This window comes from Umezawaea sp., from assembly GCF_036375055.1.
In the GTDB taxonomy this organism is placed as follows: domain Bacteria; phylum Actinomycetota; class Actinomycetes; order Mycobacteriales; family Pseudonocardiaceae; genus Umezawaea.
The window spans coordinates 1-21,427 of the sequence record NZ_DASUSQ010000044.1 but is presented as its reverse complement, the minus strand read 5'-3'; the positions used below and the strand labels follow the sequence as shown (position 1 = coordinate 21,427).

Annotated in this window: 23 protein-coding genes; 15 read left to right on the top strand and 8 right to left on the bottom strand. The window is 71.6% G+C overall.

Annotated elements, in window-relative coordinates; genetic code table 11:
• Nucleotides 1-8: 8 nt before the first annotated feature.
• Both VFZ92_RS13205 and VFZ92_RS13200 read right to left on the bottom strand, forming a co-directional pair.
• Nucleotides 9-152, bottom strand: coding sequence for a hypothetical protein (locus VFZ92_RS13205; RefSeq protein WP_330876179.1), 144 nt, complete (start codon nt 150-152; stop codon nt 9-11).
• A gap of 85 nt (nt 153-237) precedes the next feature.
• Nucleotides 238-1,080 carry a DegV family protein gene (locus tag VFZ92_RS13200; protein ID WP_330876178.1) on the bottom strand — a complete coding sequence of 281 codons (843 nt, stop codon included), beginning with the start codon at nt 1,078-1,080 and terminating at the stop codon, nt 238-240.
• 274 nt (nt 1,081-1,354) lie between these two features.
• On the opposite strand from VFZ92_RS13200, the gene VFZ92_RS13195 reads away from it, so the two are divergent.
• Together VFZ92_RS13195 and VFZ92_RS13190 are read left to right on the top strand one after the other, a co-directional pair.
• Nucleotides 1,355-2,137 (top strand): electron transfer flavoprotein subunit beta/FixA family protein, encoded by a 783-nt coding sequence (locus VFZ92_RS13195; protein ID WP_330876177.1) that lies wholly within the window; start codon nt 1,355-1,357, stop codon nt 2,135-2,137.
• Between the two features lie 14 nt (nt 2,138-2,151).
• Nucleotides 2,152-3,111, top strand: a complete 960-nt coding sequence (locus VFZ92_RS13190) for an electron transfer flavoprotein subunit alpha/FixB family protein (protein WP_330876176.1) — start codon at nt 2,152-2,154, stop codon at nt 3,109-3,111.
• A gap of 287 nt (nt 3,112-3,398) precedes the next feature.
• Here the strand turns inward: VFZ92_RS13190 and VFZ92_RS13185 are convergent, their stop codons facing one another.
• On the bottom strand, nt 3,399-4,802 hold the full coding sequence (locus tag VFZ92_RS13185; protein ID WP_330876175.1) for a DUF4041 domain-containing protein: 1,404 nt from the start codon (nt 4,800-4,802) through the stop codon (nt 3,399-3,401).
• Nucleotides 4,803-4,968: 166 nt separating this feature from the next.
• Here VFZ92_RS13185 and VFZ92_RS13180 point away from each other — a divergent pair, with 166 nt between their 5' ends.
• The 6 genes from VFZ92_RS13180 (at nt 4,969) to VFZ92_RS13155 (ending at nt 10,781) form a co-directional block, all read left to right on the top strand.
• Nucleotides 4,969-5,733 (top strand): GNAT family N-acetyltransferase, encoded by a 765-nt coding sequence (locus VFZ92_RS13180; RefSeq protein ID WP_330876174.1) that lies wholly within the window; start codon nt 4,969-4,971, stop codon nt 5,731-5,733.
• Entirely contained in the window at nt 5,730-6,584 is an 855-nt protein-coding gene (locus VFZ92_RS13175) for a lysophospholipid acyltransferase family protein (protein ID WP_330876173.1), read from the top strand. Before VFZ92_RS13180 ends, VFZ92_RS13175 begins: the two co-directional genes overlap by 4 nt.
• Before the next feature lie 4 nt (nt 6,585-6,588).
• Complete coding sequence (locus tag VFZ92_RS13170; protein ID WP_330876172.1) at nt 6,589-7,953, top strand: MFS transporter; 1,365 nt, start codon at nt 6,589-6,591, stop codon at nt 7,951-7,953.
• Between the two features lie 21 nt (nt 7,954-7,974).
• The gene (locus VFZ92_RS13165; protein WP_330876171.1) at nt 7,975-9,177 is read left to right on the top strand and encodes a cysteine desulfurase family protein; all 1,203 of its coding nucleotides are present in this window, start codon (nt 7,975-7,977) and stop codon (nt 9,175-9,177) included.
• 4 nt (nt 9,178-9,181) lie between these two features.
• Nucleotides 9,182-10,270: a tRNA 2-thiouridine(34) synthase MnmA gene (gene mnmA, locus VFZ92_RS13160; protein WP_330876170.1), complete on the top strand. Its 1,089-nt coding sequence runs from the start codon at nt 9,182-9,184 to the stop codon at nt 10,268-10,270.
• Between the two features lie 85 nt (nt 10,271-10,355).
• Nucleotides 10,356-10,781, top strand: coding sequence for a DUF3052 domain-containing protein (locus VFZ92_RS13155; protein WP_330876169.1), 426 nt, complete (start codon nt 10,356-10,358; stop codon nt 10,779-10,781).
• A gap of 130 nt (nt 10,782-10,911) precedes the next feature.
• Here the strand turns inward: VFZ92_RS13155 and VFZ92_RS13150 are convergent, their stop codons facing one another.
• The 4 genes from VFZ92_RS13150 to VFZ92_RS13135 form a co-directional block, all read right to left on the bottom strand.
• On the bottom strand, nt 10,912-11,619 hold the full coding sequence (locus VFZ92_RS13150) for a hypothetical protein (protein WP_330876168.1): 708 nt from the start codon (nt 11,617-11,619) through the stop codon (nt 10,912-10,914).
• Nucleotides 11,620-11,698: 79 nt separating this feature from the next.
• Nucleotides 11,699-12,013 carry a hypothetical protein gene (locus VFZ92_RS13145; protein WP_330876167.1) on the bottom strand — a complete coding sequence of 105 codons (315 nt, stop codon included), beginning with the start codon at nt 12,011-12,013 and terminating at the stop codon, nt 11,699-11,701.
• Between the two features lie 23 nt (nt 12,014-12,036).
• On the bottom strand, nt 12,037-12,912 hold the full coding sequence (locus VFZ92_RS13140; protein ID WP_330876166.1) for a serine/threonine dehydratase: 876 nt from the start codon (nt 12,910-12,912) through the stop codon (nt 12,037-12,039).
• The gene (locus VFZ92_RS13135) at nt 12,909-13,418 is read right to left on the bottom strand and encodes a DUF6584 family protein (protein WP_330876165.1); all 510 of its coding nucleotides are present in this window, start codon (nt 13,416-13,418) and stop codon (nt 12,909-12,911) included. The genes VFZ92_RS13140 and VFZ92_RS13135 overlap by 4 nt, the downstream gene beginning before the upstream one ends.
• A 295-nt stretch (nt 13,419-13,713) precedes the next feature.
• Between VFZ92_RS13135 and VFZ92_RS13130 the strand changes: the two genes are divergently transcribed.
• Entirely contained in the window at nt 13,714-14,691 is a 978-nt protein-coding gene (locus VFZ92_RS13130) for a hypothetical protein (protein WP_330876164.1), read from the top strand.
• Between the two features lie 63 nt (nt 14,692-14,754).
• The gene (locus VFZ92_RS13125; protein WP_330876163.1) at nt 14,755-15,144 is read left to right on the top strand and encodes a hypothetical protein; all 390 of its coding nucleotides are present in this window, start codon (nt 14,755-14,757) and stop codon (nt 15,142-15,144) included.
• 184 nt (nt 15,145-15,328) lie between these two features.
• Here the strand turns inward: VFZ92_RS13125 and paaI are convergent, their stop codons facing one another.
• Nucleotides 15,329-15,685, bottom strand: a complete 357-nt coding sequence (gene paaI / locus VFZ92_RS13120) for a hydroxyphenylacetyl-CoA thioesterase PaaI (RefSeq protein ID WP_330876162.1) — start codon at nt 15,683-15,685, stop codon at nt 15,329-15,331.
• 208 nt (nt 15,686-15,893) lie between these two features.
• Here paaI and VFZ92_RS13115 point away from each other — a divergent pair, with 208 nt between their 5' ends.
• From VFZ92_RS13115 to VFZ92_RS13095, 5 genes are all read left to right on the top strand, one after another.
• Nucleotides 15,894-16,898, top strand: coding sequence for an aldo/keto reductase (locus tag VFZ92_RS13115; protein WP_330876161.1), 1,005 nt, complete (start codon nt 15,894-15,896; stop codon nt 16,896-16,898).
• 252 nt (nt 16,899-17,150) lie between these two features.
• Nucleotides 17,151-18,140, top strand: coding sequence for a hypothetical protein (locus VFZ92_RS13110; protein WP_330876160.1), 990 nt, complete (start codon nt 17,151-17,153; stop codon nt 18,138-18,140).
• A gap of 20 nt (nt 18,141-18,160) precedes the next feature.
• Nucleotides 18,161-18,385: a hypothetical protein gene (locus VFZ92_RS13105; protein WP_330876159.1), complete on the top strand. Its 225-nt coding sequence runs from the start codon at nt 18,161-18,163 to the stop codon at nt 18,383-18,385.
• On the top strand, nt 18,382-19,407 hold the full coding sequence (locus VFZ92_RS13100; protein WP_330876158.1) for a methionine synthase: 1,026 nt from the start codon (nt 18,382-18,384) through the stop codon (nt 19,405-19,407). The genes VFZ92_RS13105 and VFZ92_RS13100 overlap by 4 nt, the downstream gene beginning before the upstream one ends.
• Before the next feature lie 89 nt (nt 19,408-19,496).
• Nucleotides 19,497-21,359 carry a glycoside hydrolase family 9 protein gene (locus VFZ92_RS13095; RefSeq protein WP_330876157.1) on the top strand — a complete coding sequence of 621 codons (1,863 nt, stop codon included), beginning with the start codon at nt 19,497-19,499 and terminating at the stop codon, nt 21,357-21,359.
• The last annotated feature ends 68 nt before the right edge of the window (nt 21,360-21,427 follow it).

Sequence of the window (21,427 nt, the reverse complement as noted above, 5' to 3'; positions counted from 1 at the left end):
GCTGAGCTTCACCGCTTGCGGAACTTGCGCAGCACCTGCTGTGCCTGGGCGCGCTTGCGGGGGTCCTTGGCCATCTGCTTGGCCTGGTCGGTCATCCGGCGGCCCTGCGGGCTGCGCACGTAGGCGGCGATCTTGCTGAACAGCGAAGCCATGGGGTCCTCCAGAGGAGTTCGTCCGTCTCCCTCCTTGTGTCCCCTTTGTCGACCTCCGCCAAACCTCGACGGCCGACCCGCCCGCTCAGTAGGGCGAGATGGTGACCCCGAGGGCTCCGGGTCCGACGTGCGCGCCGATGGCGGAACTGACCTGCGTGACCATGTACTTCCGGGCGCCGGGGATCTTCTTGCGCAGCCGTCGCATCAGGTCGTGGGCCCGGTCCTCGGCGGCGAAGTGCTCGACCGCCACGTCGACCCTCTCCTCGCCCGCCTTCTTCGCCGCGATCTCCACCATCCGCCGCAGCGCCCGCTCGGTCCCCACCACCTTGTCCAACGGCGTGATCTGCCCGTCGACCATGGTGAGCAGGGGTTTGACCGACAGGGCCGTGCCGAGCGCCGCCACGGCGGGGCTGATCCGGCCACCGCGCCTGAGGTGCTCCAGCGTGTCCACGTAGATCAGCTCGGTGCCCCGGCGGAAGCTGTGCATCGCGGCCCCGATGACCTTCCGGGCGTCCCCGCCGCGAGCCGCCGCGTCGGCGGCGGCCAGCACGGCGTACCCGAGGCTCATCCCGCACGTCCCGGTGTCCACGACGTGCACGGGGACCCGAACCTGCTTGGCGGCGTTGCACGCGGTGTCGACGGTCCCCGACAGCCTGGACGACACGTGGATCGACACCACCGCCTCCGCTCCGGCCGCCGCCGCGTCCGCGTAGGCCCAGTAGAACGCTCCGGGGTCGGGAGGGACGGTGGTGACCGAGAGTTCGCCGCGCATGGCGTTGACCATGGTCGACACCGGGATGCGGGACTCGTCGTCGAGCTGGTCCCCGATGCGCACCTGGATCTGCGCGACGGTGATGCCCAGTTCGTCGGTCAACGCGGCCGGGAGGCACGCGGTCGAGTCCGTGACTATGGCGACACGCCGATACATGTAATCGGACAGTAGCTGGCCTGGTCGAGCAGCGGTTGGAGTACGTGTCTTAACCGATCAAGTGCCCCGCTGGCAGGGTCGTGAGTACCGTCACGCTTGCAAGGTGCTTGCGGGTGTTTGCACCGCGGCTACTGGTGGGTAACATAAAGGTGGCCGACACCACCATGCCAACGCGGCGATGACATGGCAGGGTCGCGTTAATCCGGCGACCAGCGCGCCTCCCGGCAGTCGCCAGTCACGTCGCCGCCCGTCCGCAGGAGGTCGAAGAGGACCTATGAACATTGTCGTCCTGGTCAAGCAGGTGCCTGACACCTGGTCCGAGCGCAAGCTCACCGATGCCGACCACACCCTTGACCGCGAATCCGCGGACGCCGTCCTCGACGAGATCAACGAACGCGCGGTCGAAGAGGCACTGCTCCTCAAGGAAGCCCACGGCGGCGAGGTGACCGTCATCGCCATGGGTCCGGACCGCGCCACCGACGCGATCCGCAAGGCGCTCTCCATGGGTGCCGACAAGGCGGTGCACGTCAACGACGCGGCCCTGCACGGTTCGGACGTCTTCGCCACCGCCAAGGTGCTCGCGAAGGCGATCGGCACCGTCGAGGGCTTCGACCTCGTCATCGCGGGCAACGAGGCCACCGACGGCCGCATGGGCGCGGTGCCCGCGATCCTCGCCGAGTACCTCGGCCTGCCGCAGGTCACGCAGCTGCGCAAGCTCACCGTCGAGGGCACCACCATCAAGGGTGAGCGCGAGACCGAGGAAGGTGTCGCCCACCTGGAGGCGTCCCTGCCCGCGGTCGTCAGCGTCACCGAGAAGATCAACGAGCCGCGGTACCCGTCCTTCAAGGGCATCATGGCCGCCAAGAAGAAGCCCGTGTCCACCCTGACCGTCGCCGACCTCGGTGTCGACGCGGGCGAGGTCGGCCTGAACGGCGCGTGGTCCGGTGTCCTGGAGGCATCGCCCAAGCCGCCGCGCACCGCGGGTCAGCGCATCGATGACGAGGGCGTCGGCGGTTCCAAGATCGCCGAGTACCTGGTCGGCCAGAAGCTCATCTGAAGGCGAGGAATCACATGTCAGAGGTACTCGTCCTCGTCGACCACGTCGACGGAGACGTCAAGAAGGTCACCTATGAGCTCCTGTCCGCCGCGCGCCGCCTCGGCGAGCCGTCCGCGGTGGTCGTGGCCGCACCCGGCACCGCGGCGAAGGTGAGGGAGTCGCTGGGCCGCTACGGCGCCGCGAAGGTCTACGCCGTCGAGTCCGACGACGCGGTCAACTACCTCATCACCCCGAAGGTCGACGCGCTGGCCACGATCGCGGGCACCGCGTCACCCGCCGCGATCCTGGTCTCCGCGACGATCGAGGGCAAGGAAGTCGCGGGCCGACTGGCCGCGCGCCTGGGCTCCGGCCTGCTGGTGGACGTCGTCGACATCGACGAGGACGGCACCGGCACCCAGTCCATCTTCGGTGGTGCCTTCGTGGTCAAGTCGAAGGTCACCACGGGCGTCCCGGTCATCACCGTCCGCCCCGGCGGCGTCGAGGCGACCGAGGCGGAGGGCGCGGCGGCTGAGGAAACCGTCGAGCTGCCCGCGACGGACACCGCGAAGGCCACGAAGGTCACCGGCCGCGAACAGGTCGAGGGTGGCGACCGCCCGGAGCTGACCGAGGCTTCGGTGGTCGTCTCCGGTGGCCGCGGCGTGGGCAGCGCGGAGAGCTTCGACGTCGTCGAGAAGCTCGCCGACAGCCTGGGCGCGGCAGTGGGCGCGTCCCGCGCGGCGGTCGACTCCGGCTACTACCCGCACCAGTTCCAGGTGGGCCAGACCGGCAAGACCGTCTCCCCGCAGCTCTACATCGCCCTGGGCATCTCCGGCGCCATCCAGCACCGCGCGGGAATGCAGACGTCCAAGACGATCATCGCGGTCAACAAGGACAACGAAGCCCCGATCTTCGAAATCGCGGACTTCGGCGTAGTGGGCGACCTCTTCAACGTAGCCCCCCAGCTAACCGAAGAAGTGCAAAAGCGCAAGGGTTGACAAACAAACAAAAGGCCCGGCTCCCGTCCCCCGAGAGCCGGGCTTTTTCATGCCTGACAAAAGCAGGACACTGCCTTACCGAAACCACAGCCGATTTACTCGGGGGATTTGACCCTTACCCTGGTGGACCGGGTAGGTTGCACCGCCTGCCCTTGAGCCCGATCGCAGGGTCACATCGAGGGGTCCCCGAGTCACATCGGCCACCACCGCTGGGACCAGCAGCTACCTGACGCGCTGAGACCGACAGCCACCCACGTCAGGACCAACAGCCACAAAACCTCAAACCCCTAAGGCGTACTAGCCCGCCACTCGGACGCCTCAGCCCGCTCCACGAACTCCACAACGTCAACGCTCTCCCGCAACACCGTCAACACCTCAGCAGGCGCGACCCGGAAGAACTCCCGCCGGTGGTTCACCTGGTTCAACCGCCGCGAGGCGAACCTCTCCTGCAACCCCCGCAGCAACCCCAGCGCGTCCCGGTGCGGCACCACCGCGTGCACGTCGAACCGGAACGGCACCGAACCGTCCCCCAGTTCCCGGATCCGGTCGTGGGGGTCGAGCCGCCGGGTCATCCCGATCCCCACGACCCCCTCCCCGAACGCCCCGATGTTGCTGATCACGTACACGTGGCCGCTCCGGGCGTTCCCGGCCATCTCCTCCACGACGAGCCGGTCGGCCTCGATCTCCTCCAGCCGCGACCGCAGCCCCAGTGCCGCCACCGATTCCCCGTCACCGCGCCGCACCAGCGCCGCCAGCGAGCTCTCGGCGTGCGCCTTCTCCTTGTCCCACTTCGCCCTGGCGCGCTCGTAGTCCCGAGCCGCGGCGGCCTGCTCCTTCACCTCTTCCCGCACCGCGCGGGCTTCTTCCTTCTCCGCCTCGACCTTCGCCCGGTGGTCGGCGGTCAGCACGATCTCCGCGCACCGCAGCCGGTGGTACCGCTCGTCGATGCGGATCTCCATCGACCGCCCCAGCCTGGCGATCGTCTCGGAGATCTTCGTCAGCCGCTCCACGGAGTTCTGCCGCGACTGGGGCCTCACCGTCCGCACGCAGTTGTCGGCCTCGGTGTTGTAGGCGCGCAGCAGCAGCTTGGAGAAGTCGTCGACCATCTTCTTCCCCTCGACGGTCGACCCGTTCACCTGCCAGTTCGTCGTGGCCTGCACGGCGTTGCCGGTGCGCACGAACGCCTTCGTGTCCTCCTTGATCGCGGTGATCCGCTCCTTGTACCCCGCGGCGTCGTCCAGCGGGTGCGCGTAGGCGTAGACACCGGCGGACTGGAGCAGCGCCGTGTCGGAGGCGTTGATCAGCTCGTCGCGCACGGCCTCCAGTTCGGCGCGGGCGCGGGACACCTGCGCCAGCACGTCCTGGAGCTGCGCCTCCATCATCCTGATCCGCTCGACGCGCGCCGAGTCGTCCAGGATGCCGGTCGCGGCCAGCGCTTCGCGCAGCTGGGCGTTCTCCGCCTCCAGGGCCTTGCGGCGGCTGCCGAAGCCGTTCGCCGCCGGGGGCGGGATGACGGGCACCTTGATCCGGGGGACGGGTGCGGTCAGGTGCGCCTGGGCGACGGGGCCCCAGAACTGCCAGCCCGCGGGGGCGGGCGGCCAGGAGGGGTCCGGGGCCCAGCCAGGGGGAGGCACCCAGCCCTGGGGTGGCCGCGGCCACCCCGGTGGTGGGCGGAACCGCCTGACCTCCACGTGCGTTCTCCTCGGTTGTCGGGGGTGGGTGGGGGACCCGTCGAGCCTGCCGCGCCAGCAGGCTTTCCTGAGCGGAGCCTGAGAACCGGCCATTCATCGAGATGGCACGCACGCGTCATCGCTTCGACCTGCCGCCGGTACCCGTCAGGTCGGTAAACCTTGAGCCATGACGCAGCCGCAACTGCTTGTCAGCACCGCACGGCCCGCGACCGGCACGCCAGGGTACTCCCTCCTGGTAGCCCGTGACAGTGTGGAAGTCGTTGCCGCGCAACGGCTCCGCTACCAGGTGTTCGCCGACGAGGTGGGTGCTTCGCTGCACACCTCCGTGCCGGGGCACGACGTCGACCGCTTCGACGAGTACTGCGACCACCTGGTCGTCCGGGATGACACGTCCGGCGAGATCGTAGGCACCTACCGGATGCTGCCTCCGGAGCGGGCCCGCGAGGCGGGCGGTCTCTACTCGGAAACCGAGTTCGACCTGCGGAATCTCGCACACCTGCGGCACACCCTGGTGGAGACCGGTCGGTCTTGCGTCCACCCCGACCACCGCAGCGGAGCCGTCGTCAGCCTCGTGTGGGCTGGAATCGCGCGGTACGTGCTGCTGTCCGGCCACACCTGGCTCGCGGGCTGCGCGTCGGTGTCCCTCGCGGACGGTGGCGAGCACGCGTCGGGCGTCTGGGAGACCGTGCGCGCCAAGCACTACGCGCCGGAGGAGTTCCGGGTGTCGCCGCTGCACCCCTGGACGCCCGGTCCCGCCCCGGCCAGGGCGGTGCTCCCGCCGCTGCTGAAGGGCTACCTGCGGATGGGCGCGCAGGTGTGCGGACCTCCGGCGCTGGACCTCGACTTCGGGGTCGCCGACCTGTTCGTGCTGATGAACCCGTTGAAGATGGACAAGCGGTACCTCAAGTTCTTCCTGGGGGAGGAGCCGTGACGCACGCCTGGATGCCGCACTCCCCGTGCGGCCACGGCTGCCTGGACCGCTCCGCGCCGACGGTCGGTCCGCTGCGGGCCGCGTTCCGGCTGGTGGCCGCGGCCACCGTGCTGCTCTGCGGCGTCGCCCTCCTGCTGCTGCGGGGCCACGCCCGCGAAACCGCGCTGCGGCAGTGGTTCCGCGTGCTGCTGCGGGCGTTCGGCGCCCGGATCGACGTGCACGGCCCCGACCGGTTCCAGCAGACGCCCGGCCGCGGGGTGCTCGTGGTCAGCAACCACGTGTCCTGGCTGGACGAGCTGGCGATCGACGGCGTGCAGCCGATCCGCATGGTCGCCAAGCGCGACATCCGCGACTGGCCGGTGCTGGGCCGGGTGATCACCGCGGCCCGCACGGTCTACCTGGACCGCGAACGCCTGTCGCTGCTGCCCGCGGCGGTCGCCGAGCTGGCGGGGGCGCTGCGCGACGGCGCGGCCGTCGGCGTCCACGCCGAGGGCACGACGTGGTGCGGTCTGGCGTCGGGCGGCTACCGTCCCGCGCTGTTCCAGGCCGCGCTCGACGCGGGCGTGCCGGTGCGCCCGGTGGTGCTGCGCTACCGGCTCGCCGACGGCACCCCCACCACCAGTCCGGCGTTCGTCGGCACCGACGCGCTCGTCGACTCGATCCGCCGCGTGGTCCGGCTGCGCGGGCTGGTCGTCGAGGTGCACGTGCTGGACGAGATCGCCCCCGGCCGCGCCGAGACCCGCCGCGACCTGGCCGCACTGGTGCAGCGCGAGGCGGAGCTGGTGGCGCACGGCACGGCCACCAGGGCACACCTCAACTTGACCTCCACCCCGGTCGAGGTTGAACGATAGGGCGGTGACCACCACCGAGAGCGCCGAGCAGAGCAGGCTGTGGTCCCCGGACCGCCGGGGACCGACCGCCGGGATCATCCTCCTGGTGACCCTGCTGGCGTTCGAGGCGATGGGCGTCAGCACCGCGATGCCGCGGATGGTCTCGGACCTGCGCGGCGACGAGCTGTACGCGTGGCCGTTCGTCGCCTTCCTGGCCGCCAGCGTGGTCGCGACGGTCCTGTCCGGCCGGTTCTGCGACCTGCGCGGCCCCAAGCCCGTGCTGCTGGCCGGTCCGCTGGTGTTCCTCGCCGGGCTGCTGGTCGCGGGCTTCGCCCAGGAGATGGGATCGCTGCTGGCGGGCCGCGTGCTCCAGGGGTTCGGCGCGGGCATGCAGATCGTCGCCATCTACGTCGTGATCGGCCTGGTCTACCCGGAGCGCGACCGGCCCGCCGTGTTCGGCGCGCTGGCCGCCGCGTGGGTCGTGCCGTCGCTGGTCGGTCCCGCGCTCGCGGGCTTCTTCACCGAGCACCTGACCTGGCGGCTGGTGTTCCTCGCGCTGGCCCCGCTGGTGCTGATCGGCTTCCTGCTGCTCGTCCCGGTGCTGCGGACGCTGCCGGTGCACGTCGACGGCGTGGTCCCGGCCCGGCGGGGCCTGCTGCTCGCGGCCGTCGGCGGCGGTGTGGGCGTCTCGGCCCTGAGCTGGGCCGCGCAGCACCCGCGCGGCCTGAACCTGGTGCTCGGCGTGGTCGGGCTCGTGGTGCTGGTCCCGTCGCTGCGGATCCTGCTGCCGAGGGGCACCCTCACCGCCCGCCGGGGCCTGCCCGTGGTCGTCCTGGCCAGGGGGATGCTCGCGGGCTCGTTCTTCGCGACCGAGGCGTTCATCCCGCTCACCCTCACCTCCGTGCACGGCTACTCGCCGCTCCAGGCGGGCATCCCGCTCACCCTCAGCGCGCTCGGCTGGTCCTCCGCCTCGATGTGGCAGTCCCGCCGGTCGGACATCCCGCGCGGCACGCTCGTCCGCTGGGGTTTTGTGCTCAACGCCACGGGCATCGCGGGCGTGACGCTGATCGCCCCCGAGTGGGGTCCGGCGTGGGCGACGGCGCCGCTGTGGGCCATCGCGGGCGCGGGCATGGGCCTCGCGATGTCCAGCGTGAGCGTGCTCGTGCTGGCCGCGTCCACGGACGCCGACCGCGGCTTCAACTCCTCGGCGGTGCAGATCAGCGACATGCTGGGCTCGGCGTTCCTGGTCGGCCTCGGCGGTGTCGTGGTCACCACGTTCGCCTCGACGGCGGCCCCGACGGCCGCGATCATCCCGTTCGACCTCGCCATGGCGGCGCTGGCGGTGCTCGGCGCGTTCCTCACGGGTCCGCGCACGAAGCCCACCGCCTGAACGGGCTACCCTGGGAGCGCGATGGCCTACCTCGATCATGCTGCCACCACGCCGATGCACCCCGATGCGATCACGGCGATGACGCGGGCTTTGTCCACCCTGGGCAACGCCTCCTCGCTGCACACCTCCGGCAGGCGCGCGCGCCGGGCCGTGGAGGAGTCGCGCGAGGACATCGCGGACGCGCTGGGCGCGAGGCCGTCGGAGATCATCTTCACCGGCGGCGGCACCGAGAGCGACAACCTCGCCGTCAAGGGGGTCTTCTGGGCCCGCCGGGCCGCCGACCCGAGGCGCAGGCGGGTCCTGGCGTCCGCCGTCGAGCACCACGCCGTGCTGGACGCGGTGCAGTGGCTCGCCGACCAGGACGGCGCCGAGGTGACGTGGCTGGAGACGGACTCGCACGGCCGCGTGCACCCCGAGGTGCTGCGCGAGGCGCTCCAGGGCGACGACGTGGCCCTGGTGACGGCGATGTGGGCGAACAACGAGGTCGGCACGATCAACCCGGTCGCCGAGCTGGCGGCCGTGGCCGCCGAGCACGGCGTGCCGTTCCACACCGACGCCGTGCAGGCCGTGGGTGCCGTGCCGGTCGACTTCACCGCCTCCGGCGCGAGCGCGCTGACCATGACCGGCCACAAGGTCGGCGGCCCGTACGGCGTCGGCGTGCTGCTGCTGGGCCGCGACGTGCCGTGCACGCCGCTGCTGCACGGGGGCGGCCAGGAGCGCGACGTGCGCTCCGGCACCCTGGACGTGCCCGCGATCGTGGGCCTCGCGGCCGCCGTGCGGCGGGCCGTGGACGACCAGCCCGCCAACGCCGCGGCCGCGGCCGCGCTGCGCGACGAGCTGGTCGCGTCGGTGCGCAGGGTCGTGCCGGACGCGATCGTCAACGGCGACCCCGGTGAGCAGCGGCTCCCCGGCAACGCCCACCTCACGTTCCCCGGCTGCGAGGGCGACAGCCTGCTGATGCTGCTCGACGCCAGGGGCATCGAGTGCTCGACCGGCTCGGCCTGCACGGCCGGTGTCGCCCAGCCCAGCCACGTGCTGCTGGCGATGGACGTCGAGCCCGCGCTGGCGCGGGGCTCCCTGCGGTTCTCGCTGGGCCACACGTCGACCGAGCAGGACGTGCGCGACCTGGCCGAGGCGATCGGCCCGGTCGTGGAACGCGCGCGCAGCGCCGGTCTGGCGGGCCTGAAGCGGTCCCGGGGCAAGAACATCAAGGCGGAGGTGTAGCGGGATGCGGGTGCTCGCGGCGATGAGCGGTGGGGTCGACTCCGCGGTGGCGGCCGCTCGCGCGGTCGAAGCGGGTCACGACGTGACCGGCGTGCACCTCGCGCTGTCCGCCAAGCCCGGCACGCTGCGCACCGGCGCGCGGGGCTGCTGCACGATCGAGGACGCGCACGACGCCCGGCGCGCCGCCGACCTGATGGGCATCCCGTTCTACGTGTGGGACTTCGCCGAGCGCTTCACCGAGGACGTCGTGGACGACTTCGTCGCGGAGTACGCGGCCGGTCGCACGCCGAACCCGTGCCTGCGCTGCAACGAGCGCATCAAGTTCGAGGCGCTGCTGGACAAGGCCATCGCGCTCGGCTTCGACGCCGTGTGCACCGGCCACTACGCCCGGCTGTCCACGGAGGACGGCGTGGTCGAACTGCGCCGCAGCGCGGACGACGGCAAGGACCAGTCGTACGTGCTGGCCTCGCTGACCCGCGAGCAGCTCTCGCACGCCCTGTTCCCGTTGGGGGACAGCACGAAGGCCGCCGTCCGCGAGGAGGCCGCCGAGCGCGGCCTCGGCGTGGCGGAGAAGCCGGACAGCCACGACATCTGCTTCATCCCGGACGGCGACACGCAGAAGTTCCTCGGCAACCGGATCGGCCAGTCGCCCGGTCTGCTGATCGACGACGAGACCGGGGCCGTCCTCGGGCGGCACGCGGGCGTGCACGAGTTCACCGTGGGCCAGCGCAAGGGTCTCGGCATCGACGCCCCCGCGCCGGACGGCCGCCCCCGGTACGTGCTGTCTCTGGAGCCGGTGTCGGGCAACGTCCGCGTCGGCGCGGCGGAGAAGCTGGCGGTGACGGAGATCGTGGCCGTCCGCCCCTCGTGGCCGAACGGCGTGCCGCTCGACGGTCCCGTCGAGTGCGTCGCCCAGGTCCGCGCGCACGGCGGCACGGCTCCGGCCGTGGCCGAGCTGGTCGGCGGGGAGCTCCAGGTGCACCTGCGCGAGCCGCTGACGGGCGTGGCGCCCGGTCAGGCCGTGGCGCTGTACCGCCCGGACGCCGCGGGCGACCTGGTGCTGGCGAGCGCCACCATCGACTCCACTGGCTGAGCGTCACCACCGTTCACCCGATGGACCCGAAAGCACCCCTTTCGGAGTCTTCGTCGTCCCGTGCGACCGTGGCACGCTCCTCCGCATGACGCAGAGCGGGACGAGGACGGCGGCCGACCGGTTGGAGTTGGAGGCGGGCCAGTTCGTCAAGGAGATCGGTGAGGCCGGTGACGACGAGGTCCGCGACGCGGTCGAGGACGCGATCGGCGACGCGCTGGCCCCCGCCGACCGCGAGTCGACGGCGGACGCCGTGCTCCTGTGGTTCACCGACGGCGACGACGACCTCGCGGACACGCTGGTCGACGCCACCTCCGAGCTGAACGAGACCGGCGTGATCTGGGTGCTGACCCCGAAGGTCGGCCGTCCGGGGTACGTCGAGTTCGCCGACATCAGCGAGGCGGCCTCCGTGGCGGGGCTGTCGAGCACGTCCGGCACACCGGTCGCGCAGGACTGGACGGCGACCCGGCTCGTCGTGCCGAAGACCGATCGCCGCAATTCCCCCTTCGACTGAAACCGATCGGGACGTCCGGCCTCTGACCTGCTGGTTCGTGCCGCGTCTTGACCCTCTTCCGGGTGAACGGCCCGCCCGCGCCGGGCGGGCCGCACCCCCTGTGCCTGCGCCAACGAGTACCAGGCTGCGCCTACGCCAGCGAGTACCAGGTCGCGGCCGCGAGCAGCGCCAGGTAGCCCGCCGACGCCCAGCCGACGACCCGCGTCCGCCGCCGCTCGTCGAGCGCCGTGAACGTCAGCAGCCACGCCAGCAGCGGCAGCACCAGCACGCCGTGCATCGCGACCCCGTGCGCGGGTTTGAGGATCCCGGCGGTGCCGTACGCCTCGGCGACCCCCGAGGTCCGCGCCAGCACGGCGCCGCGGGCGATCATCAGGCCGCCGAACGCCATCGCGGCGAGGAACGCCGCCGCCCCGACGCGCACCGCCAGCAGCAGGCTCGGAGTCAGGTGATCCGCCCGCCACGCCGTGACGAGCAGCCACACCACCGAGAAGATGATCACCCCGCCGCCCGCGGCCAACCCGGTGGAGATCGCCGAGTCGAACGGCGTCTCGTTGTTGAAGTGCGACGGGACCCTCCGCCACGCCTGCACGGTGATGCCGACGACCTCGTAGACCGAGGCGAGGGTGAACAGCGCCACCACGAACGGCGTGATCCGCACGAGCGTCCCGACCCACACGACCGTGGCCAGGGTGAGCCCGAACGACAGCCCGAACGTCACGGGCTTCCGCCACGACACCGGGCCCTCCCAGGGGCCGCCGTCGACGGCGAACACGAGGAGGTGGAACAGGCCGCAGGCGAACAGCGCGGCGCTGACCAGGTAACCGACGCGTGTTGTCATGACACCGAATGGTGGCCGCGTCGGGGCGTGGGGTCATCAGCCCAGGAGCGGCACCGGCACCTACGTCAGCGGGCGTAGGTCAGCGGGGCACCGACATCGCCGCGGACGCGAACTCCGCCCACCGCGCGGAGTGCGCGGCGGGCAAGCTCACCCAGTCGTGCATCGGACGGCCGGCGCCCGACGGGTCGAACAGGTGCGCGTCGCCCATCCCCAGCGCCTCCGCGTGGGCCCGCGTGCCCTGCCCGAGCCTGCACGCGAGTTCACCGCCGTGCAGGCACGCGAAGGTCTTGCCCTCGACGTCCATGAGGGCCGGTTCGCCGAACAGGGTGGAGGCGCGGACCCCGTAGGGGCCGAGCTGGGTGACGAGCCCGTCGAGCACGTCGGTGTCTGCCACCCGCCCAGAGTCCCACCGGACGGTCAGGGGGTCCAGTCGGTGTTGGCGCCGCACAGGACCACGCACGGCAGCTCGCCGGGCACGTCACCCGCCAGGAACGCCGCGAACGGCACCGCCGCCGCCGGTTCCACGGCCAGGCGGAACTCCTCCCACAGCCGGTCGCGGGCCGACAGCAGCTGGGCGTCGGTGACCAGCAGCGACCTCAGCGGCACGGACGTCACGACCTCGAACGGCAGGTCGCCGACGCGGGTGGCGCCCAGCGCGGACGCCGCCACGGACTCCACCGGACCGTCGACCGGGCGGCCCGCCGCGAGCGCGTTGTGCAGCGCCGAGCAGCCCTCCGGCTCCACCGCCACCGTCAGCCGCCCGTCGATCGCCGACGCGATCCCGGCGACCAGCCCGCCACCGCCGACCGCGACGGCCACGGAGTCCACCTCGGGCAGGTCGACCACGACCTCCAGGCCCACCGTGCCCTGCCCGGACACCGTCAGCGGGTCGTCGTAGGCCTCGACGTAGACGCCGGGGAACTCCCGCGCCGCTGCCGCCGCCTCCGAGTACGAGGCCCCGTGCCGGATCAGCTTCGCCCCGGCGGCCTCGATGCGCCGCACCTTCCCCTCGGGCGCGGACACGGGCACGAACACCGTGGCGGACACCCCGAGCAGCTGCGCGGCCCGCGCGACCCCCAGGCCGTGGTTGCCGCCCGACGCCGTCACCACGTGGTCCGGCGTGCCCCCGGCGATCAGCGAGTTCAGCGCCCCGCGGATCTTGAACGACCCGGTCGACTGGAGGTGCTCCAGCTTCAGCGCCAGCGGACGGCCGTCCACCTCGACCTGCCACAGCGGGGTCCGGCGGGCGTGCGGGCGGATGCGTTCGGCGGCGGCGGGGACGTCGATGGTCATGAGACCAGGATGCGGTACCCGAAGCCCACGGCGGTAATGGCGCCGATCACGACGAGCGCGGCCAGCACCGCGAGGCCGAGGGCGATCAGCGCGCAGGCGACCCACGACCGGCCGGGTTCCCCCTCCGCGACGGCCAGCTCGTCCTGGATCTGCTCGGTCGTGGCCCGGTGCAGCGCCATCAGGCGCGCGCGGGCCGTCGCGGTCTCGGCGGCGTCCTCGCCGCCGGTCCAGTTCAGCGCGGTCAGCCGCGCGACCGGTGTCTTGTACGCGTGTTCGAACGCGAGCACCTCCAGGTCGTCCCGTACCTCGGACAGGTAGCTCCAGCGCCCGGCTTGCACGGTGTTGCCGAGCACCCGGTAGACGGCGGCCAACTTGTCCCGGAGGTCCAGCCGGTGGGGATAGGTGCCCACCAGCCCGGCCAGCCTCTGGCGCGCGCGGAGAACACTCGCTAAATCGCCTCGCGTGAGTTCTTCGGCCGCGCGGTGCAACGTCACCTCGACAGGCATGGCCCACATGCTCTCAAGTCGTGCAATGGGCTGCCGAATGTTCGCCCGATCGTAGGATTGTCATGTGCTGTCGGTAACAGTGGTGTCATTCGGTTTGGCCTGGTGGTTGGGTCTCTACCTGATCTCGCGAGAACTGGGAAAACCGCTGCTGCACCGAACGGCGGCTGGACTGCTCGCATTCGCGGTGGTAATCGCGTTCGACTCGCTCCCGCAGGTCTTCCTCGCGGTGCCCGCGGTGGCGTGGGCCGGTGCCATCACGTGCTGGCTACCAGTGCGTTTCGAACTCTGGTGGCGCATGTCGACCGTTCCGGTCCTCGTGGCGGCGGTCTTCTCCCCGGTCGTCGCGGTGCTCCCGCTCGCCGTCGCCTTCGGCCTGTTCCTGCGCCACCGCCCGGCCCGCGCCGGTGCCGTCCTCGCCGCCGCGACGCCGATGTTCGGCATCGGCACCGCACTGCTCGGCCTCGACCTGCTGCCGAGACCGCTGGCGCTCGGCGCCCTCGCGTTCGACCTCGTCCTGTTCGGCGTCGCGGTGGCCGTGGCGGACGCGTTCGACGAGGGCGAGGCCGTCCGCGCCGACCTGGTCCGCTCCCTCGTCGTCTCGCTGGCTACCGCGATCCTGTTCGGCGCCCAGGTGGTCGTCGTCATGGTCCACACCGAAGCCCGCCTGGAACCGCTGCTGTTCGGCACGGTCGCCGCCGCCATCGCCGTCCAGGTCCTCGCCAGCCCGATCTCGGCGGTGGCCGACCGGCTCGTCCTGCCCGGCCTGGCGAAGGACCGAGCCGAACTCCGCGGGGCGATCGACGCCCTGCCCCGCCGCAACCCGCTGGCCGACGTGGACGTCCAGGAGTTCGCCAAGCTCACCCGGCGCGCCCTCAGCCACTACGGAGACCTCGGCAAGCTCGTCGCCAGCCCGTTGACCGACCTGCCGGTGATCACCGACCGCCTGGCCGCCAGGGGAGCGGTCGACCAGCCGGTCGAACGAGCCGTGGAGCTGAAGGCGCTGCTGCTGGAGAGCGTCACCCGCCTGAAGCCCAGGGACGGCGACTTCGGCACCAGCGACGAGTGGCGGCACTACAACGCGCTGTACTTCTACTACGTCGCCGGGATCCGCCCGTACAGCGTCCGCACGAAGCGCGAGGACCTCGACCCGCCGTCCAGGAGGGCGTTGGCGTGGTTCGTCGGCCAGGTCCCCGAGCGCACCCTGCACAACTGGCAGAACGCCGGGGCCAAACTGGTGGCAGCGGACCTGTTCTCCCAGGTCGAGTCCCGCTGATCGGCAGTGGATGGCAGCGTTCGGCGTGGTCTTGGCAGTGCCGCCGACCCCACTGTTGCGGCCATGACGAACAACGACCGACCGCTCCGGTTCGCACTCAAGCTCGACGGCGTCGCCTCAGCCGGACTGGGCGCCCTCGCCCTCCCGTTCAGCGGGGAACTGGGCCTGCCCGCGATCCCGCTGGGCGTCTTCCTGCTCGCCTACGGCGCGGGCGTCTTCCTCCTCGGCACCCGCCCCCACCGCACGCTCGTGAAGGTCGTCGTCCTCGGCAACCTGCTGTGGGTGGTCGGCAGCGTGCTCACGGCCGAACTCGGCTGGTTCGGCATCACCGCGCTCGGCACGTGGCTGGTGCTCGCCCAGGCGGCGGCGGTGGCGGGCTTCGCGGTGCTCCAGGTACTGGGCCTCAAGCGGGCCGCGGCACCGCTGCCTTCGACCAGGGGTCCACACCCGTAGCCCGCCGCCGTCCCGGCTGATCGCGGTCCCGCGGTGGCGAGGAGCGCACGTCGAACGGACGTCCGGATCGGGCACGACGCACGCGCGGCCACCGCACCAGACCCTGGTCGTGGGCACGACCGGCGACGGCTGCGCGATGGGGGTCCACCGACTGACCTGGCGGCTCGTCCTCGTGGAACCGGTCTCAGCGGATCGTCCGGCTCCGGCCGCGGAACTCCGCCACGACCTCGTCCCCGCGCGTGACGGTGATGTCGTAGATGCCGCTGCGCCCGAACGTCACCCGTTCCACCGCCTCCGCCACCAGTTCGTCACCGAGCCGCACGGCCGCGATGAAGTCGATCTCCGCCTGCGCCGCGACCGTGACCGAACCCGGTGAGTTGCAGGCGACGGCGAACGCGCTGTCGGCGAGCAGGAAGACGTAGCCGCCGTGGCCGATGCCGTGGACGTTGATCATCGTCTCGGTGATCGTCATGGCCAGCCGCGCCGTGCCCTCGCCGGAGTGCAGCCGCTCGATCCCGAGGGCGATCTCCGCTGGTCCCATTCCGGGCACTCAACCACAGGGGGAAGTGTGGTGCGGGAGCACGGGGCGCGACGCGCTCCCACACCACGATCCGGGGGTGCTCAACACTGTGAGCACCGACACCGTGACGGTATGTGGTGTAGACCATCTGCGTCAATGGGTCTAGACCTTTTAACTCTTCCCGAGACCTCGTGCTCGTGCGCGAACGTGAATCGGCGAGACTGTTTCGATGGTCGACCAGAACTCCACGCCCCTAGGCAAACGCCCGCTCGGCAGCCAGGGTCTCCTCGTCTCCACCCAGGGCCTCGGCTGCATGGGCATGAGCGCCTACTACGCGGGCCGCGACGACGCCGAGTCGACCGCGACGATCCACCGCGCGCTAGAACTCGGGGTCACGTTCTTCGACACCGCCGAGTCCTACGGCCCGTTCACGAACGAGGTCTTGGTGGGCAAGGCGCTCAAGGGGCACCGCGAGGACGTGCAGATCGCGACCAAGTTCGCGGTGGAGCTCGACGACGACGGCGGCGCCCACGGCCTCAACGGCACCCCTGGCTACGCCAACAAGGCGGTCGACCGCTCGCTCAGGCACCTGGGCACCGACTACATCGACCTGTACTACCTGCACCGCGTCGACCCCGAGGTCCCGATCGAGGACACGATGGACGCGCTGGCCGACCTGTTCATGGCGGGCAAGATCCGCTACATCGGCCTGTCGGAGGTGACGCCGGAAACGATCCGGCGCGCGCACCTCATCCACCCGATCACGGCCGTGCAGTCCGAGTACTCCCTGTTCGCCAGGGACCCGGAGAAGGACGGCGTCCTGGCCACGTGCCGCGAACTGGGCATCGGCTTCGTCCCGTGCTCCCCGCTCGGGCGTGGTGTGCTCACCGGCGGCATCACGAAGGTCGACGACCTCGCGGCCGACGACCACCGCCGCCAGTTGCCGTGGTTCAAGCCGGAGAACATCGACGAGAACGTGGCGATCGTCGACACCCTCAAGGAGTTGGCCGCGCAGAAGGAGGTCACCCCCGCCCAGTTGGCGCTGGCGTGGGTGCTCGCGCAGGACACGACCCCGATCCCCGGCACCAAGCAGCGCCGGTGGCTGGAGCAGAACGTCGCCGCCTCGGCCATCAAGTTCACCACCGCCGAGCTGGCGGCGATCAACGCCGCGACCCCGCACGGCGTGACCGCGGGCGCGCGCAACAACCCCGGCGTGCTGGCGACCAACCGCTGATCGGCCGGATGGCCGGCACCCCTCTTGCACGGGGTGCCGGTTCGCGCTGGGGGAAGCGGCAGAAGGCCGCCGACGTCCGGGTAACCTTCTCGGCGGCAGCAGCGGCTGCCACGAGGCTCCTCCGCACCCGGTTGGGGTGAGTGCCTCCCAAGCGCACCTCGGGGTGCGCCCCGCGTGCTGGACTCCGTGCTGATCGAGGGTGGCCTCGCGAACTCGGCAGCGTCGACCGGGCGGCGTTGCGGAGGTTCCACGGTGTCGACGAAGCAGTCCGGCAGCCACGCGGTCCGCGTTCACCGCCGGACCCTGGTCACGGGCGAGACCCCAGCCGCGGTGCGCAGGCAACTGCGTGACGAGGGCGGCCCGCTGATCCCCGCCGGGACGCAGCACGAACTCGAGGCCGCCCTGTGGCCTGCGATCATGGGCAGGCCGCTGGTTCGGCGGTTCGGGTTGTCGTCGCGGGGCCTCCGCCTGGAAGTGGCGGGACACGACGTCGGCCGCCTGCTCGCCGAGGCCTTGCCCGTGATCAGGCCCACCGGTGTCAGCGGTGTACCCGGCCTGCGGCCCGTCCCGAGACGTGGTCACCTGGACCTCCGGCTGATCGGAGCCGCTGGGCTGGTGCGCCTGGTCGGTGTCGACCGGGGTCTGTGGCGGGCCGCGGTCAGCAGGCTCAAGGACGAGTGCGGAGCCGACGAGACCCTGTGGTCGGACTGCCGCGATCACCTGGACGACGCCGAGCGTCGAGTGGCGCGCCTGCCACGGCCTGCCGACCTGATGAGCGCGGTCGTGCGCCGACTGGTCCTGTTCCGGTCCGCGGCCAGGGTGCTCGGGACGCCAGACGGCACTTCCGTGACCCTGCTGTGGGAAGGAGGGCCGCGGGAAAGCGCTGTGGCCGCGATCCTCGTCGAGTCGGCATGCCGCATCCCCGGCGCTCGGGTCACACCCCTGGGAATGACGGGCACACAGCGCGGCATCGTCGTCCTCCGTGCTGAGACCGGACGCGGGCGGGAGTGCTCCGAGCCGGACTGGGCCTGGGACGAGGTGGAGGAACGGCGAACCCCGACCACCGCTCGCCGCACGTCCGCGTCGGTTCGGCACGCGCCGACGGACGACCACGCCATCCCGATCGAGAAGTACGCGATCTCCGTCACGAAACCCGACGTGGTCGAGGACCGGCCCGATGGGTGCTGGAACCAGTTGCACCGCCCGGATCGGAGCGAAGAGATCACCGGGTGTCCGTCGTGACGCCGCCACCAGGTTCTCGCGTGGCCGAAATCGGCATCGCCGGAGCGGGCACGGCGTCGGTCCTGGCCGCCGCACCGTGGTGGCTCGTCGGTCTCGTCGTCCTGTCCGGCTCGGCCCTCGCCGTGGTCCGCACGGTCTTCCCGCAGAACTCCGAGGACCGCCTGGAGTGGTGGAAGGACCGCCGCGAGCACCGGAAGCGCCGCGGCGACTCCGGTCCTCCTGCCGGTGGGACACTGTCGACGTGAACACGACCCCTTGGAAACCCGGCTCCGCCACCGGCATCGGCTCCCTGCCAGGCACGGATCCGCGCGAGGCGTCACGCATCGTCCTCGGCGAACTCCCCGCGCTCCCGCACCTGCCCGAACTGCCCGCCCGCGGCGTGGGCGCGGACCTCATCGGCCGCACGGCGGGCCTGCTCGTGGACATCCCCGTCGAGGTGGTCCCGTCCGGCTACCGCGTGACCGCGCACCCCGGCCGCGACCACCGCCGCGCCACGGACCTGATGAACTACGACCTCGACGCGTTCGAGGAGGCGGTCCAGACCGTCAACCTCCGCCCGGAGGTCGTGAAGATCCAGATCGCGGGCCCGTGGACGCTCATGTCGAACATCGAGCTCGTGCGCGGCCACCGGGTCCTCACCGATCCCGGCGCGGTGAAGGAGTTCACCGAATCCCTCGCCGAGGGCCTCAAGCTGCACATCGCCGAGGTGCGCAAGAGGACCGGCGCGCAGGTCGTCGTGCAGCTCGACGAGCCGGGAGTCCCGGCGGTCCTCGGGGGGCTCCTGCCCACCCCGTCGAAGCTCGGCACCGTGCGCGCGGTCCCGGAGCCGGACGCGCGGGACGTGCTCGCCGCGATCATCGACGTGGCCGGTCCCGGCGCGATCGTCCACTGCTGCGCGCCCAAGCCGCCCGTGACCCTCTTCCGCGAAGCGGGCGCGACGGCCGTGGCGCTCGACGTCTCGCTGCTGCGCGGCGCGGGCAAGGCGGTGGCGGACGAGCTGGGGGAGGCCTGGCAGGCGGGCACGTCCCTGTGGCTCGGCCTCGTGCCCAGCACCGATCCGGGCACGAAGGTCGACCTGCGCGAACTCGCGAGGCCCGCGCTGGAGCTGGCGGACCGCCTCGGCTTCCCCCGCTCGGTGCTCACCGACCTGGCGCTACCCACTCCCACCTGCGGAATGGCGGGCGCTTCCGAGAAGTGGGTGCGCCGCGCCCTCTCGTTGACCCGCGACCTGGGCAAGGCGTTCTCGGAGCCGCCGGAGGACTGGTGACTCCGGCGTCCGGCGGCTACCCTTCCCGACTAATTAGGCAACCTTCTTAACCATAGGACCACCGCCGCCGGTCCGAACGAGGAGTCCCCATGCGTTTCGCGCACGCTCTCGTCGCAGCGGCGGTGGTCACCGGGTTGGTCGCGGTGCCCGCCCAGGCCGCCCCGTCCGGGCAGGTGAGACTGGACCAGATCGGCTACGGCACCACGGAGTCCAAGCAGGCGTACCTGCTCGCCCCGACGGCCACCGCGGGGGCCCCGTTCTCCGTGCTGGACGGCCGGGGCCGTTCGGTGCTCACCGGCAGGGTCGGCACGTCGCTCGGTGGCTGGAACACCGCCTTCACCGCCGTGCACCCGATCGACTTCACCGGGGTGACCCGCAGGGGCACGTACCGGATCAAGGTCGGCGGGGTCACCTCGCCCACGTTCACGATCGACACCGTGGACCGGCTGCACTCCCCGCTCGCCGCGAACAACGTCGAGTTCTTCCAGGCCCAGCGCGACGGCGCCGACGTCATCCCCGGCAGGCTGAAGCGCAAGCCGTCGCACCTGGCCGACCGCGAGGCGTACGTCTACGACCACCCGGTGTTCACGGGCGAGGGCGGCGACGAGGTCGCCGAACCCCTCAAGCGCGTCGGCGGCCCGGTCGACGTCGAGGGCGGCTGGTTCGACGCGGGCGACTTCGTCAAGTTCACCCACGCCACCTCGTACTCGCTCGCGGAACTCCTGTACGCGCAGCGCGTCGACCCCAACCCGGCCCTGGAGGCCGAGACGAGGTTCGGGCTCAGGTGGCTCGACAAGGTGTGGGACGGCAAGTCCAAGACGCTCATCGCGCAGGTCGGCATCGGCACCGGCAGCGAGGAGCACGGCTTCGTCGGCGACCACGACGTGTGGCGCCTCCCCGAAGCGGACGACGAGCTGGACGTGGAGCCGGGCGACCTGGAGTACTTCATCAAGCACCGCCCCGTCTTCCGCGCCGCGGCTCCCGGCGAGAAGATCAGCCCCAACCTCGCGGGCCGCGTCTCGGCCGCGTTCGCCCTGGCCGCCCAGGTCGAGGCCAGGCGTCACCCCGCGCTGGCGGCCCGGTACCTGGAGGAGGCCGCCTCCGTCTTCGTCCAGGCCAAGACCGCGGACGTCGGCGAACTCGTGACCGCGTTCCCGCACGCGTACTACCCCGAGGACTCCTGGGCCGACGACATGGAGTTCGGCGCCACCCAGCTCGCGCTGGCGGGCAAGGCCCTGGGCGACCGCCGCACCGCGGGCTGGGCCACCGCTGCCACCCACTGGGCCAAGGAGTACCTGGCCAGCGGCGACACGGACACCCTGAACCTGTACAACACGAGCGCCCTGGCGCACACCGACCTCGTCCGCGTGCTGCGCGCGGGTGGTGTCCGCAACGCCGAGGTGACCGAGGCGCAGCTCGTCGGCGACCTCAAGCGCCAGCTCCAGCAGGGCGTCGACGCTTCCGCTTCCAGCCCGTTCCGCACGGCCGTCGACGTCACCCAGTTCGACGCCGCTCCGCGCAGCTTCGGCTACGTGGCCACGGCCAAGCTGTACCGCGGCCTGACCGGCGACCGCACGTACGAGGACTTCGGCACCCAGCAGCGGAACTTCACGCTGGGCTCCAACGCCTGGGGCACGACGCTCGTGATCGGCGTCGGCACGACCTTCCCGAACTGCCCGCAGCACCAGGCGGCGAACCTCTCGGGCGACCTCGACGGCGGTCGCAGGGTGTTGGTCGGCGCGGTCGTCAACGGCCCCAACGGCGCCGACCTGTTCAGCGACCTCGGCGAGATGCCGGCGGGTTCCGCCCCGTGCACCAAGGACTACACCAAGCGGTACGACTCGGCGACGTCCGTCTTCGCCGACGACCTCCGCTCCTGGCCCAGCTCCGAACCGGCCATCGACTTCACCTCGATGGCGGCCCTCGCGTTCACCCTGACCGCACGGGGCTGAGTCACAGCCGTTCGAACGGCTCCGCGTACCGGAACCGGCCGTTGAGCGCCTCGGTGAAGGCGCTCAAC

What these genes read in the sequence shown, in the direction of transcription:
- VFZ92_RS13205 (WP_330876179.1), bottom strand. Translation starts at nt 152, where the DNA reads ATGGCTTCGCTGTTCAGCAAGATCGCCGCCTACGTGCGCAGCCCGCAG.
- VFZ92_RS13200 (WP_330876178.1), bottom strand. Translation starts at nt 1,080, where the DNA reads ATGTATCGGCGTGTCGCCATAGTCACGGACTCGACCGCGTGCCTCCCG.
- VFZ92_RS13195 (WP_330876177.1), top strand. Translation starts at nt 1,355, where the DNA reads ATGAACATTGTCGTCCTGGTCAAGCAGGTGCCTGACACCTGGTCCGAG.
- VFZ92_RS13190 (WP_330876176.1), top strand. Translation starts at nt 2,152, where the DNA reads ATGTCAGAGGTACTCGTCCTCGTCGACCACGTCGACGGAGACGTCAAG.
- VFZ92_RS13180 (WP_330876174.1), top strand. Translation starts at nt 4,969, where the DNA reads ATGACGCAGCCGCAACTGCTTGTCAGCACCGCACGGCCCGCGACCGGC.
- VFZ92_RS13165 (WP_330876171.1), top strand. Translation starts at nt 7,975, where the DNA reads ATGGCCTACCTCGATCATGCTGCCACCACGCCGATGCACCCCGATGCG.
- mnmA (WP_330876170.1), top strand. Translation starts at nt 9,182, where the DNA reads ATGCGGGTGCTCGCGGCGATGAGCGGTGGGGTCGACTCCGCGGTGGCG.
- VFZ92_RS13155 (WP_330876169.1), top strand. Translation starts at nt 10,356, where the DNA reads ATGACGCAGAGCGGGACGAGGACGGCGGCCGACCGGTTGGAGTTGGAG.
- VFZ92_RS13150 (WP_330876168.1), bottom strand. Translation starts at nt 11,619, where the DNA reads ATGACAACACGCGTCGGTTACCTGGTCAGCGCCGCGCTGTTCGCCTGC.
- VFZ92_RS13140 (WP_330876166.1), bottom strand. Translation starts at nt 12,912, where the DNA reads ATGACCATCGACGTCCCCGCCGCCGCCGAACGCATCCGCCCGCACGCC.
- VFZ92_RS13135 (WP_330876165.1), bottom strand. Translation starts at nt 13,418, where the DNA reads ATGCCTGTCGAGGTGACGTTGCACCGCGCGGCCGAAGAACTCACGCGA.
- VFZ92_RS13130 (WP_330876164.1), top strand. Translation starts at nt 13,714, where the DNA reads ATGTCGACCGTTCCGGTCCTCGTGGCGGCGGTCTTCTCCCCGGTCGTC.
- VFZ92_RS13125 (WP_330876163.1), top strand. Translation starts at nt 14,755, where the DNA reads ATGACGAACAACGACCGACCGCTCCGGTTCGCACTCAAGCTCGACGGC.
- paaI (WP_330876162.1), bottom strand. Translation starts at nt 15,685, where the DNA reads ATGGGACCAGCGGAGATCGCCCTCGGGATCGAGCGGCTGCACTCCGGC.
- VFZ92_RS13115 (WP_330876161.1), top strand. Translation starts at nt 15,894, where the DNA reads ATGGTCGACCAGAACTCCACGCCCCTAGGCAAACGCCCGCTCGGCAGC.
- VFZ92_RS13095 (WP_330876157.1), top strand. Translation starts at nt 19,497, where the DNA reads ATGCGTTTCGCGCACGCTCTCGTCGCAGCGGCGGTGGTCACCGGGTTG.